This is a genomic window from Lactobacillus jensenii DSM 20557 (assembly GCF_001436455.1).
Lineage (GTDB): Bacteria > Bacillota > Bacilli > Lactobacillales > Lactobacillaceae > Lactobacillus > Lactobacillus jensenii.
The window spans coordinates 125,105-139,393 of record NZ_AYYU01000001.1 but is presented as its reverse complement, the minus strand read 5'-3'; the positions used below and the strand labels follow the sequence as shown (position 1 = coordinate 139,393).

The 14,289-nt window shown below is 33.7% G+C and carries 11 protein-coding genes and 1 tRNA gene; 6 read left to right on the top strand and 6 right to left on the bottom strand.

Annotated elements, in window-relative coordinates:
* Positions 1-46: 46 nt before the first annotated feature.
* The 4 genes from FC45_RS00675 to FC45_RS00660 form a co-directional block, all read right to left on the bottom strand.
* Positions 47-934, bottom strand: coding sequence for an alpha/beta hydrolase (locus FC45_RS00675; protein WP_006584859.1), 888 nt, complete (start codon positions 932-934; stop codon positions 47-49).
* 9 nt (positions 935-943) lie between these two features.
* Positions 944-2,290, bottom strand: a complete 1,347-nt coding sequence (locus FC45_RS00670; RefSeq protein ID WP_057706291.1) for a glucose PTS transporter subunit IIA — start codon at positions 2,288-2,290, stop codon at positions 944-946.
* 14 nt (positions 2,291-2,304) lie between these two features.
* On the bottom strand, positions 2,305-3,750 hold the full coding sequence (locus tag FC45_RS00665; RefSeq protein ID WP_057706289.1) for an L-fucose/L-arabinose isomerase family protein: 1,446 nt from the start codon (positions 3,748-3,750) through the stop codon (positions 2,305-2,307).
* 106 nt (positions 3,751-3,856) lie between these two features.
* Entirely contained in the window at positions 3,857-4,867 is a 1,011-nt protein-coding gene (locus tag FC45_RS00660; RefSeq protein WP_006587889.1) for a LacI family DNA-binding transcriptional regulator, read from the bottom strand.
* A gap of 136 nt (positions 4,868-5,003) precedes the next feature.
* On the opposite strand from FC45_RS00660, the gene FC45_RS00655 reads away from it, so the two are divergent.
* Genes FC45_RS00655 through FC45_RS00645 form a run of 3 tightly spaced genes read left to right on the top strand, consistent with a single transcriptional unit; the run spans position 5,004 to position 8,237 of the window.
* On the top strand, positions 5,004-5,837 hold the full coding sequence (locus FC45_RS00655) for a transketolase (RefSeq protein ID WP_006587890.1): 834 nt from the start codon (positions 5,004-5,006) through the stop codon (positions 5,835-5,837).
* Positions 5,830-6,774 carry a transketolase family protein gene (locus FC45_RS00650; protein WP_006584862.1) on the top strand — a complete coding sequence of 315 codons (945 nt, stop codon included), beginning with the start codon at positions 5,830-5,832 and terminating at the stop codon, positions 6,772-6,774. The genes FC45_RS00655 and FC45_RS00650 overlap by 8 nt, the downstream gene beginning before the upstream one ends.
* 14 nt (positions 6,775-6,788) lie before the next feature.
* On the top strand, positions 6,789-8,237 hold the full coding sequence (locus FC45_RS00645) for an FGGY-family carbohydrate kinase (protein WP_057706287.1): 1,449 nt from the start codon (positions 6,789-6,791) through the stop codon (positions 8,235-8,237).
* 945 nt (positions 8,238-9,182) lie between these two features.
* On the opposite strand, the gene FC45_RS00640 is transcribed toward FC45_RS00645, so the two are convergent.
* A tRNA-Ser gene (locus FC45_RS00640) sits at positions 9,183-9,269 on the bottom strand.
* Between the two features lie 116 nt (positions 9,270-9,385).
* Here FC45_RS00640 and FC45_RS00635 point away from each other — a divergent pair.
* A complete protein-coding gene (locus FC45_RS00635; RefSeq protein WP_006587892.1) occupies positions 9,386-9,955 on the top strand; it encodes a phosphatase PAP2 family protein in 570 nt (189 codons plus the stop codon).
* A 499-nt stretch (positions 9,956-10,454) separates the two neighbouring features.
* On the opposite strand, the gene FC45_RS00630 is transcribed toward FC45_RS00635, so the two are convergent.
* Complete coding sequence (locus FC45_RS00630; RefSeq protein ID WP_006587893.1) at positions 10,455-11,285, bottom strand: DegV family protein; 831 nt, start codon at positions 11,283-11,285, stop codon at positions 10,455-10,457.
* Positions 11,286-11,400: 115 nt separating this feature from the next.
* Between FC45_RS00630 and FC45_RS00625 the strand changes: the two genes are divergently transcribed.
* Positions 11,401-11,910 (top strand): DUF1836 domain-containing protein, encoded by a 510-nt coding sequence (locus FC45_RS00625; protein ID WP_006587894.1) that lies wholly within the window; start codon positions 11,401-11,403, stop codon positions 11,908-11,910.
* Positions 11,911-11,972: 62 nt separating this feature from the next.
* Positions 11,973-14,249, top strand: coding sequence for an HAD-IC family P-type ATPase (locus FC45_RS00620; protein WP_006587895.1), 2,277 nt, complete (start codon positions 11,973-11,975; stop codon positions 14,247-14,249).
* Positions 14,250-14,289: the final 40 nt, after the last annotated feature.

Sequence of the window (14,289 nt, the reverse complement as noted above, 5' to 3'; positions counted from 1 at the left end):
AGACACATTTCGAATCAAATTCGAGATGTGTCTTAATTTTTTATTATTAAAATAAATGTATCAACTTGTGCTCAGTTAACCAAGTCAAATATAAATCTACCCATTTTCTAGCTTGAATATTACTTTGACTTCTATCTTTCTTACTATCAGTTCTAAGATCACCCAAAGCAAGTCCATGTTTACCTTTTTCAAATATATGAAGTTCAAAATCTACGTCGTGCTTTCGTAAATTTGAAGCCAATTTTAATGCATTTTCCACTGGTACTAATGGATCTTGCATTGTATGCCAAATAAAGGTAGGCGGACAATCACTAGTATCAGCGTCAATAACATTAATTAATTTTTGGCGTTCAATACTTTGGTCATGCCCCAAGCTTGCATAATTGACCAACTTACTTATCTCAGATTTTGTATCTGCAATGTAGGTCTGACTTGCACCATATGAAATTGCGATTGAATTAGGTTTATAAGTTTCAGGGTCTAATTTAACTAATTTTTGAAGCCAATCTTTTTTCCAATAAGTACCTATTTGTGCTGTTAAATTACCACCAGCTGAAAAGCCTAAGACATTGATACTATCAGGATCTAGATTCCACTCTTCTGCTTTTGATCTAGTATAAGAAATTATTCTTGCTAAATCCATTAATGGATTTGGAAAACTAGAAACCGGTTCTTTTGAAAAATCATTGTTTTTATCATGGAAGAATTCTAATCCTTCGGTCGCATACTTAGCTACTACACAAGAGAATCCTTTACTTAAAAATTCTAAGGCAATTGGTTCTTCCTCTCTCCAAGAAGTCCACATGTATGCACCACCAGGAACAATAATCATTACTGGTGATTTCCTGTTAATATCAATTTCTTTATTGGCTTCTTGAAGATAAAAAGTGGCGCTTGCTCCAATATCACCAAAATTTTTATTGAAATACTTCATTTTATACCTCTATGCCAAATAAACACTTGAAACTTTTTCTGTTTTTGCTTGATCTACAGTTGCTAATAATAACTGATCACCAGCTTGTACATGCCCTTGAGTTTGAGAAGCAACCTTATCAAAGTTAGCAGGATTCGTTACAATTACTGGACTTGCCAAGTTGAATCCAGCTTCCTTAATCAAGTCCAAATCAACAGTTTCTAGTAAATCACCTTTTCTGACGGCATCACCATCATGTACTAATTGCTTGAAGCCTTTACCCTTTAATTCAACAGTATCAAGTCCGATATGAATCAATAATTCAACACCAGACTTAGATTTTAAGGTAATCGCATGCTTAGTTGGAAAGACTGAAACAACCGTTCCATCAAATGGCGCTTTAACTTCACCTTTTTCAAGGCTGACTGCAACACCTTGACCAACTGCACCAGTAGAAAATACACCGTCGTCTAATTCTTTCAAAGGCCATAAACCAAATGAACCATAGCCAACTCCCATATCAGCTCCAGCTAGAACTGCTCTCCAAGCGGACTTTCTTACTTCAAAAGCTGAATATCTCTCAGGATATTGAGAATGCATTTTTTGCAAGCCTTCGTAGCAGATTTCTGCATCAACAATTGGTCCTTCATAACCTGATGCCCTTAATTTTTGCGGAATGGTAAAAGCAGTATTTTGTCCGGTTTGAGCATGACCAGATTGATAGCTAAAGAAGCTAATTCGCTTTTTAAATTCATCTGGTAACTCATAACTTTCACCATTAATGTGGAAAGTATAAATTCCTTCTGGATCTACTTCCTTAGCACTTTCAAGAACTTCACGATAATATTTAATCGCAGCTTCGCTTTTTTGAGTTTCATTATCTACAAAACCCACATCCCCACTAACAAACCAAATCGGGTTAAACTTCTTAAATCTATTTACTACATATTTAATATAAGGTCTAATTTGTTCAAATGGGATAGTATTATTCTTAACAAAATGACTCATCCATGTGTCTGGCACAAAATTACCCCATAAAAGGACTAAGCTAGGCACCATACCTCGCTCTTGCATTTGTTCAAGCATTTTTTCAACATTATCGAAATATGAAGTATTTATCTTTGAAAAATCATATTCATAACTACCATCATCATGTTCGATAATCGCAAAAGGTTCTCTTCCTTTAATTGGACAACTTGAATCATATTGTCTCAACAGATTTATTTGAATAGCCGTGTAGCCTTGAGCCTTACGAGTATCTAAATAGAATTTCCAATCTGGCAACGTGAGATTGGTAAATGCACTCCAACAAGTATCAGCTAAATAAAAGAATCGCTGACCATCTTTATATAAGTACTTACCATTAACAGTTAACATAAATTTCTCCTTAATTAATCATCAATGATGCTGTTAATATCGCCATACCAATAAGCTGCTACCTTATCAGCAATTGGGTCGAAGTAATCTGGCTTAACATTAATATATTTACCAGCTTCCGCTAAAATTGGCACAATATCTGCACGAACACCAGCCATGTGGTGAATATATGGACCATAAACATATTTTGCTTCGAATCTATTTAAATCTTTAAATTCGAACCAAGCGTAAGTTCCTTGTTCATATGGTCCTTGGCAAGTCTCGGCATTGCCAATTAGCATTGAGTATTTTCCATGGTCACCATCAAAACGTACTAAACTATAATTTCCATCTTTTGCTTCAAAAGCAGCAGAGCCAGGATAATCAAAAACGAAATGTGATGGTGGTAAAACTGGTTTATTCTTTGCAGTTTGGAAAGCAAAAGTTCCCAAGTGTTGTAGTAATTCACCATTTTCATTTTCAGGATGGCGACAATTTACATCCGCAAAGATTGCTCTTTCTTCGCCTAAAGTTGCGCTTTCAGCTAATACCTCTGAAATTGCACCATTAATATCAGTTTCACAAGTCACTGGCATTCCTTCAGTTTGAAGTAATGCTTCAGAGGCATACGGAAGAATTCCAATTTCCCTTTGCAATTCGGTCCAGCATTGAATTGTTCCGGCATTACAGCCATATTGATTCATCTTATCTTGTAAAGCTAATTTAAGAGCTGCGACTTTATTAAAGTCATCATCTTTAATTTGAATGTCAGCCCATTTTCGAAAGACATCCTTAGTTTCTTCAATTCTTGAATCTTTTTCTTCAATTAAATTGTTCATATGTGAGGTCAATTCACCTAATGGAATTGGAGATAATTGAATACCGAACTTTTCAAGTAGTTCTCCTTCATTAACAATAACTGACCAAAAATCAAATGGACGAGGTCCAACTTGAAGAAGTCTTGTATGCTTAAAAGTTTTAACTACGTTGCAGACTCTAATAAAATCAATCACGCCTCTACTAAAGGATGGGTCATCGATATCACTATTTCTAATGTAAGTAAATGGTACATTGAAGTGACGTAAGACCTTACCGATTGCAAATAGGCCACATTGTGTATCTCTTCTTCTTGAACCATCTGGAGCTGGAGCTTCATCTCTTGGACCCCAAAGTAGAACTGGCACATTTAACTTAGCAGCTAAACGGGCTACTTCATATTCAGTCCCAAAATTTTCATTTGCAATGAAGAGACCATCGATGTTTTCTTCTTTAAACTTTTTCGTAATTTTAGCTAAACCTGCATCATCATAAAGTAAGCCATCATCATTAACATCTTTAATGTCAACGTAATTTACGCCTAATTCATCTAACTTAGCTCTAGTTTTATTTGCAAATTCAATTGCGGCATCAGCAGAAAAAATATTTCTTCTAGTTGGTGCAAAACCTAATTTAATTTGTTCTAAAAATTTCTTATTAACCATCTTAATTTCCTCCGGATTTAATCTTGCATCCGCTTACAGTTAAAAATTAATCGATTAAATTCGAAATTTCAATAACATTTTTACTAAACTAGGCTAAATTAAGTATTTACATTGACTGACGTTTAATTAGCTTAGTTGATACTAATGTTTTTTGAGTCAGCCATTCCTTATTATCAATTTGAGCAAAAATCTGATTAACCGCTTGATCAACCATTTGCGTAATTGGAACATGGATGGTTGTCAATTCAGGCAAGATCATAGTATCTTCACTAATATCATCAAAACCTATAATAGCAACTTCTTCTGGAACTTTGATTTTATACTTTCGCAATTCTTTGATAAAGCGCAATGCCATATAGTCATCTTCACAAAAAATAGCTCGTGGTAATTTCCTAACTTGTTCTTCACTCAAATCGTAATTAGGAATCAGAGTTGTTGGGTCAACACTATAAACATTTGCAGCATCAATTTTTAAGTTAGCTTCATGAATTGCTTTTCTAAAGCCTTCTCTTCGATACAGGAAGTTAGAAATAATTTTATTTGAGGCTACATAGCCAATGTCGGTGTAGCCTTTTTCAGCGATATACTTTCCTGCAAGATATGCACCTTGTTTATTATTAATTGATACAAAATCGGCATCAATATTTTCGTAGTAAGTATCTAAAAAGACTACGTGCTTCAAATTTTCATTGATAAAGGTCACTTGTTTTTCATCTAAATCTGTTGCCAAGACAATAGCTGCCTTGACTGAAGCCTTCAATTCTAGTATTTCTTCTTTTAAATTCTCAGATGAAATAGTAGTTATCTGCAATTTTCCGCCAAATCCAGAAACATTTTGCGTTAAATCTGCTACTAAAGTATCAAAAAACGGTAAACTTGCATAATTGCGATTTAAGATTCCCTTTTTATCACTTACCATAATCAAATCTAAGACGGCTTGCCGTCTAAGACCACCTTTTTTTCTTTTTCTTAGAGGAGTATATCCACTTTCTTCAATAACTTTGAAGATCTTTTTTCGGGTTTCATCGCTTATTCCAGGTTTATTATTTAGTGCTAAAGATACAGCAGATCGCGAAACTTTTGCCATCTTGGCAATATCGCTCATTTTTAAAGCCATTATTTACCTCCTATGTTTGTTCAAAATTATTATAAATCTTTTTCTAACATAAACTAAAATAATATTTTAATTTAGTTGTATGACAGTTAGTTATGTTAATCTCAAACCGAAACAAGATTTATTTGAGGTGAATAACATGGAAATCTTAGATTTAAAAAAGAAAGCAGTTCAGTTAAGAAAAAGGACCTGGGAATTAATTTATAAACACCATAATGGTCATACAGGCTCTGATTTATCATGTACTGATATCCTAGTAGCTTTGTACTACGATGTAATGAATCAAAATGCTAAGAATTTTGGTCAAAAAGATGTTGATACCTACATCCAAAGTAAAGGTCATGCGGTTGAAATTTGGTATGAAATCTTAGCCGATTTAGGATATATCAATCAAAAAGATTTAGATGAAAGATATTCTACTTTTAATAGTCCTTATATTGGCCACCCAACTACAGAAGTACATGGTATGGCATTTCATACTGGATCGTTAGGTCATGGTCTTGGTCTTGGAGTTGGTGTTAGTTTAGCAGCTAAAATGAATCACTCTCAAAAACACATCTACGTCCTCATGGGGGATGGTGAGCAAGCCGAAGGTTCCATCTGGGAAGCAGCGATGGCAGCTGGAAATTACAGTCTCGACAATTTGACTGCAATCGTTGACCACAATGATTTGCAAATTAGTGGTACTACTGACTCAGTTATGCGTTCAAATCCAATCAGTGATAAATATCGAGCTTTTGGTTGGGATGTTCAAGAAGTTGATGGAAATAATATGGAAGCGCTAGTCAACATTCTAAATAAAGCAAATAATACTAATAAACCTAGATTGATTATTGCTAATACCGTTAAAGGTAAGGGTATCACCGTAGCTGAAAACAGAGCTGACTGGCACCACAAGATTCCTAGCCCAGAAGAATATGAACAAGGTATTAAACAATTAAATGCACAAATGGAGGCCCTAGAAAATGAATAAGATTGATGAAAAATTGACTGCCAATCAAGCAATTGCAAATTGTTTGGATGAAGAAACTAAGAATGACCCAAATTTGTTAGTTGTTACCTGTGATTCACGCGGCTCAGCTGGCTTGGTTCCTTTCACAAATAAATATCCTGATAGAACTGTAGAAATGGGAATTGCTGAACAAAATGCAGTTACAGTTGCTGCTGGCTTAGCTCATGAAGGAAAACATCCCTTTGTCTTCTCACCTGCTGCCTTTTTAGCTATGAGATCAATCGAACAAGTCAAGGTTGATGTAGCTTTCAATAAAAACAATGTTAAATTAATTGGTATTTCTGGTGGCAATTCATACACCTGGCTTGGAACAACCCACCACTCATTAAATGATGTTGCTATTACTCGAGCAATTCCAGATTTAGAAATTTACCAACCATGCGATAAATACCAAGTTAGGGCTTTATTCAAATATTTAGTTAAATCTGACAAACCTGCATATGTTCGTATTGGTAAGAGAAAATTGGACAATGTCTATCATGAAGATTTTGAATTTAAGCCTGGAAAGGCTAAAGTTATTCGCTCCGGTAAGGATATCTGTTTAATTTCAACTGGTGAGACTCTCTATTTTGCTTTACAAGCTGCTAACAATCTTGCTAAACAAGGTATTGATGCTGAAGTTGTCGATCTTGGCTCAATCAAGCCACTTGATACCGAAATGCTTGGTAAACTCGCTCAAGAATTTGACCAAATTGCCACAGTAGAAGAACACGATGTAATCAATGGAATCGGTTCAGCAGTTGCTACTGAAGTTGCAAAATATGCTCATGCCAAATTAACTATTTTAGGATTTCCAGATGAACCAGCTATTCAAGGTACACAAGATGAAGTCTTCCATTACTATGGCCTTGATGCCGAAGGAATTGAAAAATCTATTAGAAAAGTTCTTAACAAATAAAGCTGGTGATTTACATGCCGGGGAAATATATTCTAGCTGTTGATCAAAGTACTCAAGGTACAAAGGCTATTTTAGTTGATCATAATAATCAGATTTTCTATAAAGTAGCATTGCCCCATAAGCAATTAGTAAATAATCAAGGCTGGGTTAGTCATGACTTAGATGAAATAAGACATAATTTATATCAACTTTTCCGAAATATATTAAAAAAGGTAAACCCTGATCAAATTGAAGCTTTGGCTATTACCAACCAAAGAGAAAGTGCTGCTGCCTGGTCAAGACATACTGGCGAACCGCTTTGTCATACAATTGTCTGGCAAGACAATAGGACTGAAAAGTTGATTAATCGAATTGCCTATCCAGAACTAAAAGAAACTGTTAAAAACAAAACTGGTTTAGCCTTATCCCCTTACTTTACTGGAGCAAAATGGGGCTGGATGCTATTAAATGAGCCGAGAGTGATTCAAGCTAGAGAAAATGATGATCTTTGCCTAGGTACAATGGATAGTTGGCTTTTGTATCAATTAACTAATAAACGATCCTTTAAAACTGAACCATCAAATGCTTGCCGTACTCAATTGATGAATATTCATACAGGAAAATGGGATCAACAATTGTGTGAAATTTTTGGAACTAATATTAATGAACTTCCTGAAATCGTTGACTCTAACGCTCATTTTGGAAAAACAGATTTATTCGGCTTACTCAAAACCCCTATTCCAATAAAAAGTATACTTGGAGACTCTCAGGCTGCTTTATTTGCTCATGGATGTTTTAATCCTGAAGATTTTAAAGTGACTTTTGGAACCGGTTCTTCAGTTATGCTTAATATAGGAAGCAATCTCCCCTCAAATATAAATAACAAATTAAACACTTCTATTGCCTGGTCATTAAATGGAAAAATCTCCTATGTATTAGAAGGCAACATTAACTACGCCGGTGCAAGCATTAGCTGGTTAAAAGATAAAGTACAACTAATCAACAAACCTGAAGAAACTGAAAATTTAGCTTTAACCGCTAACCCTAAAGATCATACAATATTAATTCCTGCATTTGCTGGTCTTGGTGCTCCTTATTGGAAAGCTGAAGCAAAAGCAGCTTTTGTAAATATGACCGCTACAACTGGAAAAAATGAACTAGTAAAAGCTACATTAAATTCATTAGTTTACCAAATTTCAGATATTCTAAGTCAATTTCAACAATTATATCCTAAAGTCAATCAGGAAATTCATACCGATGGTGGGATGATCCATAACAAATATTTGATGCAATATCTCTGCAATATCACCCAAAAGGTTGTCAAAATTGCTGATATCCCTGAACTAAGTGCATTAGGTAGTGCCATGAATGCAAGAAACAAGAAAGAACAAGCTCAATCTTCTAAATCATTTACACCAAAGATGAAATCTGAAAGTGCAAAGTTTTACTTAACAGAATGGCATGATTGGATTGACAGATTTTAAAAGAAAAAATTAACCTATCAAAAATTTAAACCATCTTTTGATGTTTTATCGAAAGATGGTTTTCTTTTGTATGAAATAATATTAAATAAAAACATTTGTTCGCACAGAGGTTTTCTAGTAAAATTTTATATCAGAGCTTAGTTAAGGCGGCCACCTCCGGTTGTTTGGAAAAGAGGTGATGTGTATGGTTCAAGGAATCATAAATCGTTTATCTTTTTCAGAGAGGAGGAAATTGTTATTTTCTCCTGGCTTGAACTCTTAATCGAGTTAGGTCATTTATGGCTAGATTTTCAAGCCTATAAGGACCGAAAAAAGTCAGAAAAAATAACCGTCTTAACTGTAGCAAGTTGAAACTGACGGTTATAATAAAAATAATTATTAAAAAATAATCGGAAGCGGATGCTTAAGCTCCAAGAGGCACCATGGCATTGGTGCCTATTTTTTACTTCTTCAGTAATATTTTATGATGAAATATCGTTTTAGCCAATCATGAAATCAATCCAATCTCCCGCTTTATTATAGCTACATCTATTAACAGAAATATTAGTCCTGAAGATATGTCTAAAATAAAAGTAGTTTTGGAATCAACCCCACTTTTATCAGAACGAAATTAAGAACAAAAAATAGCCTAGTTTTAAACACTAATCTATTTTTTATTGAGTTAGTAATTCTATCTCAAAGCTTAAAATCCTTTTCTTTAACTTATTAATCCACAAAAATTAGAGATTAAATTCCAAAATATATCAATAACATTAGTTAATTCTCATATATTTTATAATTAAAGATGCTGGAAACCGATCTTAATACCATTTGTTCTACTAATATTTTCAGATTTACTAATTTTTAATAGCAATACTTATTATGGACCATAATATTTTTCTTACATAAAATTTACAGAAAAAAAGCGTAACATCAATATCTGTTGCGCTTATAGTATACATACAAAGGAGTGTACAGGATTTGAACCTGCGCGCCGAAAAAATCGGTTCGCCGGATTTCGAGTCCGGTGCATTACCACTCTGCCAACACTCCATGACTAGATTCCATTATAGCGAAAAATAACTTTTAAGTCTAAAACTTTTGAAAAAAATATGCCTCCTTTTCTAATTTCTGTTAAAATAACTAGGAATGAATGCGAGGTAGTTATCGTGAATTTATCCTGGCTAATTGCCCTTGTAATAAGTGCAACGATTTTATTTACTTTGATTTATAAACTTGAAAATTCAAGAAAATTTCGCCATCTTGATAGCAGTTGGCATAAGCGTTTAATTCAACCAGTTCATGGCCACTTTTGGTCAATAATTGAGTTCTTAAACGAACCTAAGCTAATCGCTTTTTGGGATTGTTTACTAGCTCTAATCTTAATTCTTAATGGTGAAATAAAAAAAGCAATTTGGGTTTTAGTTACCTTAGCTTTTACCGACATTATCGGTATTATTTTGAAGCACAGTATTAAGAGAGAAAGGCCAAGTGAAAATAATCGGCAATCTTATTCATTTCCGAGCGGTCACGTTTTAAGTATCACTAGTTTAAGCTTAATCATTTGGCAAATTTATGGTGGACTGTTTGGTATTACTTTATTTCTAGGCTTACTAGCTCTTTGGTTTTTAGTTGTTTTTTCAAGAATTGTCTTAAAAGCACATTATCCATCTGATATTGTGGGAGCTACTGCTCTCTCTGTTTTTTGTTTTTTATTAACAATTCCCTTTCTTGCTTAGACAAAAAAGCTCCGTTGTATAACGGAGCTTTTTCTTAGGTTTTTATCTAGCAGTTTGTACCTTATAGTAAAAAATCATCTTTTGGAAAGATTGTAGCTAGACTAAATTAGTGGGAGACAGTCTAACTACAAATTAGAAATGTTTCGAATAAATACTAGCATATTAGGGGGGGAGCTAGTGTGGGTAGAATAATTGCTTCTAATTGGAGTTGTGGGAGTCCTTTCCATCAATGAATAAGATTAATGATGAATGTTTTGACTATTAATCCAGTTTTTACCTCATCGTTTAAAAACTGTTATTTAACTAACTAGAATAATTTTGTTTCACTCTTCAAGCCAAAAAGCTTTAATTCCTTGAAACTGTAGTATATTTTAACAAGTTTTCTTCTTTTAAACAAGTAAAATATCAATATAATTTACCTATCCTTTATTCTGATAGATATAGTTTTATGATGAGATGTTATTTATTTAGTTATTTTATTAATCAATAAAAAAGTGGCCTAATTTTCAAAGCCAACCATTAAACCGCCCTTTTCTGCATAAAAGCTACAAAGTCCATGACAAATACCAATCTCTATTTTTGCATCAGGGAACTTTTCTATAATTTTTTCCTTCAGACTCTCAGCATCTTTTTGATTATCAACATGATCAATATAGACCTTGCCACCTGAATAATTTTGTTTTTCCATGTTTTTAAAAAGTTCCAAAACCGTTTTTTTACTGCCTCTTGCTTTTCCTAAAGGTTCTAATTTTCCTTCTTTACTTGCTTCACCAATCATTCTAATGTGCAATATACCAGCAATTTTAGCAGTTGCTGAACTAATGCGACCATTTACTGCCAAGTTATGAAGTGATTCTAAACTAAACAATAAATGAGTATTTTCTTGATAAGTTTGGAAACTTTCGCTTATTGAGCTAAAACTATCCTTCTGAAGCAATTCCACTAGTTTATCTACTAATAATTTAAGTTCTGGTCCAGCTGATTTAGAATCAAGTACTAAAATTTCGCTACCTGGATTTTCCTCTTGATATATTTGTGCTGCTTGTTTAGCTGAAGAATATGTTCCACTTAAACCGCTAGTAACTGTTAAAATAACAGCTTTTTTGCAGCCTGCTAACGCATCAAGCCATTCCTGTAAATTAGGACATGAAGTTCCTGATTTTTCTTTATTTTCATAAATTTTATTCAAAAATACATCATAATCCATTTGATCATTATCCAAAAATGTTTGGTTTCCCAAATTAATTGTTAATGGTACAACTGTTAAATTTCTTTCTGAATCTGATTTCAAGTTGCAACTTGAATCAACTATAAGTTTAATTTCTTCCATAGTTTTCTCTTTTTTGTTTACTTTCGTTAATAAAAATCCCTTTATCGGTTTTTTAATAACCGATAGTGCTATAATAATGTCTATTAAATATAAAAGTCAAGTCAAAGGAGTTATTATGGAAAATTTATCAATCTTAAATCAAATTCAAAGTGATGTTGACAACTTTTCACTCCCTGCCTTTAGTGAGATTCCAGATATTGGACTTTATCTTGAACAGACCTGTCAATTTATCAATCAGAGTTTATCCCCTTTTTCTAGTTTATATTTAACTAATTCAATGATTAGTAATTACGTAAAAAAAGGGATTATTGAAAAGCCAATCAAAAAGCGTTACAGTCGCCAACAAATTGCACGCTTAATTTTTATTGCATTTGCTAAACCTGTTCTTTCTCTTGATAATCTAAAAGTTGCTATAAAGATGCAAGATGAAAGTTACAGTATTGATATTGCCTACCAATACCTAAGAGAAGAAAGCATTAACTGTTTGGAATATGTTTATAAACTAAAGAAGCAACTAGATAATATTGGAACAACCCAAACTCCTGAAAAAGAAATTTTGCGAAATATTATTTTGGCTGCAGTTCACGAAATCTACTTAAATTCTTATTTTTCGGTAATGAAATAATTTATTAAATCAAATTTTTGATAAACTATTTTATGACGCTATTGTAGATATGGAGGAAATGTATGGAATCACAATTGCATGGTCTTACTGCTACTGAAGCAGCTAAACGTTTAGAAAAAGACGGTCCTAACGAAGTACCAGAGCCAGAATTTAACTTTTGGAAAGCTTTTTTATCCAAGTTATGGAATTTATCAGCTTGGATTTTAGAGGCTGCCTTATTACTTGAGTTAATCTTAGGTAAGGGGATTCAGGCAGGGTTTGTTTTATTAATGCTTTTATTTGCCGCATATAATGGTGCAACTCAAAAGAAAAAATCTCGTCGCGTTTTAAATGATATTTCTCACGAACTAACTCCTACTGTCGCTGTAGAACGTGATGGCAAATGGATTAAGTTAAATTCAAAACAATTAGTTGTTGGTGACTTAATCAATTTAAAGCGTGGAGATGTTTTAGCTGCTGATGTTATTTTAAAAAGTGGCAAAATCACCTGTGATGAAAGTTCTATAACTGGTGAATCAGCTCCTGTTAACAAGCAAATAAATGACACTGCATATGCCGGAACAACAGTAGTCGATGGAACTGGTTTAGCAGTTGTTAGTGCAACTGGGTCTAATTCCCGTTCAGGTAAAACTATCAATTTAATTAATCAATCCGCTGCTCCAGGACACTTACAGCAATTATTAACAAAGATTATTTTTTATCTTTGTATGCTTAGTTTAAGTCTTACAATCATCATTATTATTGCAGCTTTTGCAAGAGGTGAAGGCTTAGATGGAGTAATTCAAATGTTGCCTTTCCTTGCTATGATGTTTATTGCTTCAATCCCAGTTGCTATGCCATCAACTTTTGCAATCTCTAATTCCTTTGAAGCAAAAAGATTAAGTAAAGAAGGCGTTTTGACATCAGATTTAACTGGGATTCAAGATGCTGCTAATTTAAATCTGATTTTACTGGATAAAACTGGCACAATTACTGAAAATAAAACAGCTGTATCTAGTCTAACTAACTTGAGTTCATTAACAGATTCTGAAGTTCTACAGCTTGCAGAAGCTGCTACTGATAAGCGTAATACTTCAATTATTGATGAAGCAATTATTGACTATTTAAAGAAAAAAGGTCTGGCTTCATTAACTCCTGATAAATTTACCCCATTTACTTCCAATACTGGTTATTCTGAAGCTTTAGTAAATGGTAAAAATCTGAAACTTGGTTCATTTAAGCAGTTATCTTTAATTGATACCCAAGCCAATAACCAAATTAAAGATATTGACTTTACAGCTGGTCGTTCAGTTGCACTATTAGTTGATGATAAGTTAGCCGCAGTCTTTATTTTACAAGATAAAGTAAGAGATGATTCTAAAGCTGCTTTGGCAGAGCTGAAAAAGCGCGGTATTCGTCCAATTATGCTAACTGGTGATAACCAAAGAACTGCAGCTGCTGTAGCAAAGCAAGTTTCATTAACTGGAAACGTAATTTCTATCCATGATTTTAATGAACAAACAGATTTAGAATCTCTTGCTGGTATTGCTGATGTTTTGCCAGAAGATAAACTTAAAATGGTTAAATTCTTCCAAGAAAAAGGCTATATTGTTGGTATGACCGGTGACGGTGTTAATGATGCCCCTGCTTTAAAGCAAGCTGAAGTTGGGATTGCCGTTGCTAATGCTGCTGATGTTGCTAAACGAAGCGGGAAGATGGTATTACTAGATGATGGCTTAATGCCAATTGTTAAGATTTTAGATGCAGGCCATCGGGTTTACCAAAGAATGACAACTTGGTCATTAACTAAACTTTCAAGAACTGCTGAATTAACTATGATTTTAACCTTTGGCTACCTACTCTTTGGTTATTTACCAATGGCTTTAAATGCTATGGTTATCTACACCATTATGAATAATATGGTTACTATGATGATTGGTACAGATAATACTCATATTACATATAAGCCTGAAAATTGGAACATCGATCGTATGGCAAAGGTTTCAATGTCCCTTGCTTCAGGTTGGACAATAATCGGCTGCTTATTTGTTTGGTTCATGAATAATAAGTTAGGCTTTAGTCAGGGGCAAGTTGGAACAATGGTTTATGTTTATTGTGTATTAAGTGCAATGTTAATTGTGTTAATCACTAGAACTAAGACCTACTTTTGGCAATCATATCCATCTAGATTAGTGGGTACTGTTCAAATTATCGATGTTGCTTTAACCTTTGCATTAGCACTGTTAGGAATTGCAATGACACAAATTTCGCTAGTTAACCTTGGTTTAGTTATTGTAGTTTCGCTAGTAAGTGCCGTGATAATTGATCTAATTTACCAACCCGTTATGAAAGACAGATAATCTCATAATCTTTGCACACAAAAAAGCTCACTTCAAATGA

Coding starts and splice junctions, on each gene's coding strand:
- FC45_RS00675 (WP_006584859.1), bottom strand. CDS start 934: ATGAAGTATTTCAATAAAAATTTTGGTGATATTGGAGCAAGCGCCACT.
- FC45_RS00670 (WP_057706291.1), bottom strand. CDS start 2,290: ATGTTAACTGTTAATGGTAAGTACTTATATAAAGATGGTCAGCGATTC.
- FC45_RS00665 (WP_057706289.1), bottom strand. CDS start 3,750: ATGGTTAATAAGAAATTTTTAGAACAAATTAAATTAGGTTTTGCACCA.
- FC45_RS00660 (WP_006587889.1), bottom strand. CDS start 4,867: ATGGCTTTAAAAATGAGCGATATTGCCAAGATGGCAAAAGTTTCGCGA.
- FC45_RS00655 (WP_006587890.1), top strand. CDS start 5,004: ATGGAAATCTTAGATTTAAAAAAGAAAGCAGTTCAGTTAAGAAAAAGG.
- FC45_RS00650 (WP_006584862.1), top strand. CDS start 5,830: ATGAATAAGATTGATGAAAAATTGACTGCCAATCAAGCAATTGCAAAT.
- FC45_RS00645 (WP_057706287.1), top strand. CDS start 6,789: ATGCCGGGGAAATATATTCTAGCTGTTGATCAAAGTACTCAAGGTACA.
- FC45_RS00630 (WP_006587893.1), bottom strand. CDS start 11,285: ATGGAAGAAATTAAACTTATAGTTGATTCAAGTTGCAACTTGAAATCA.
- FC45_RS00625 (WP_006587894.1), top strand. CDS start 11,401: ATGGAAAATTTATCAATCTTAAATCAAATTCAAAGTGATGTTGACAAC.
- FC45_RS00620 (WP_006587895.1), top strand. CDS start 11,973: ATGGAATCACAATTGCATGGTCTTACTGCTACTGAAGCAGCTAAACGT.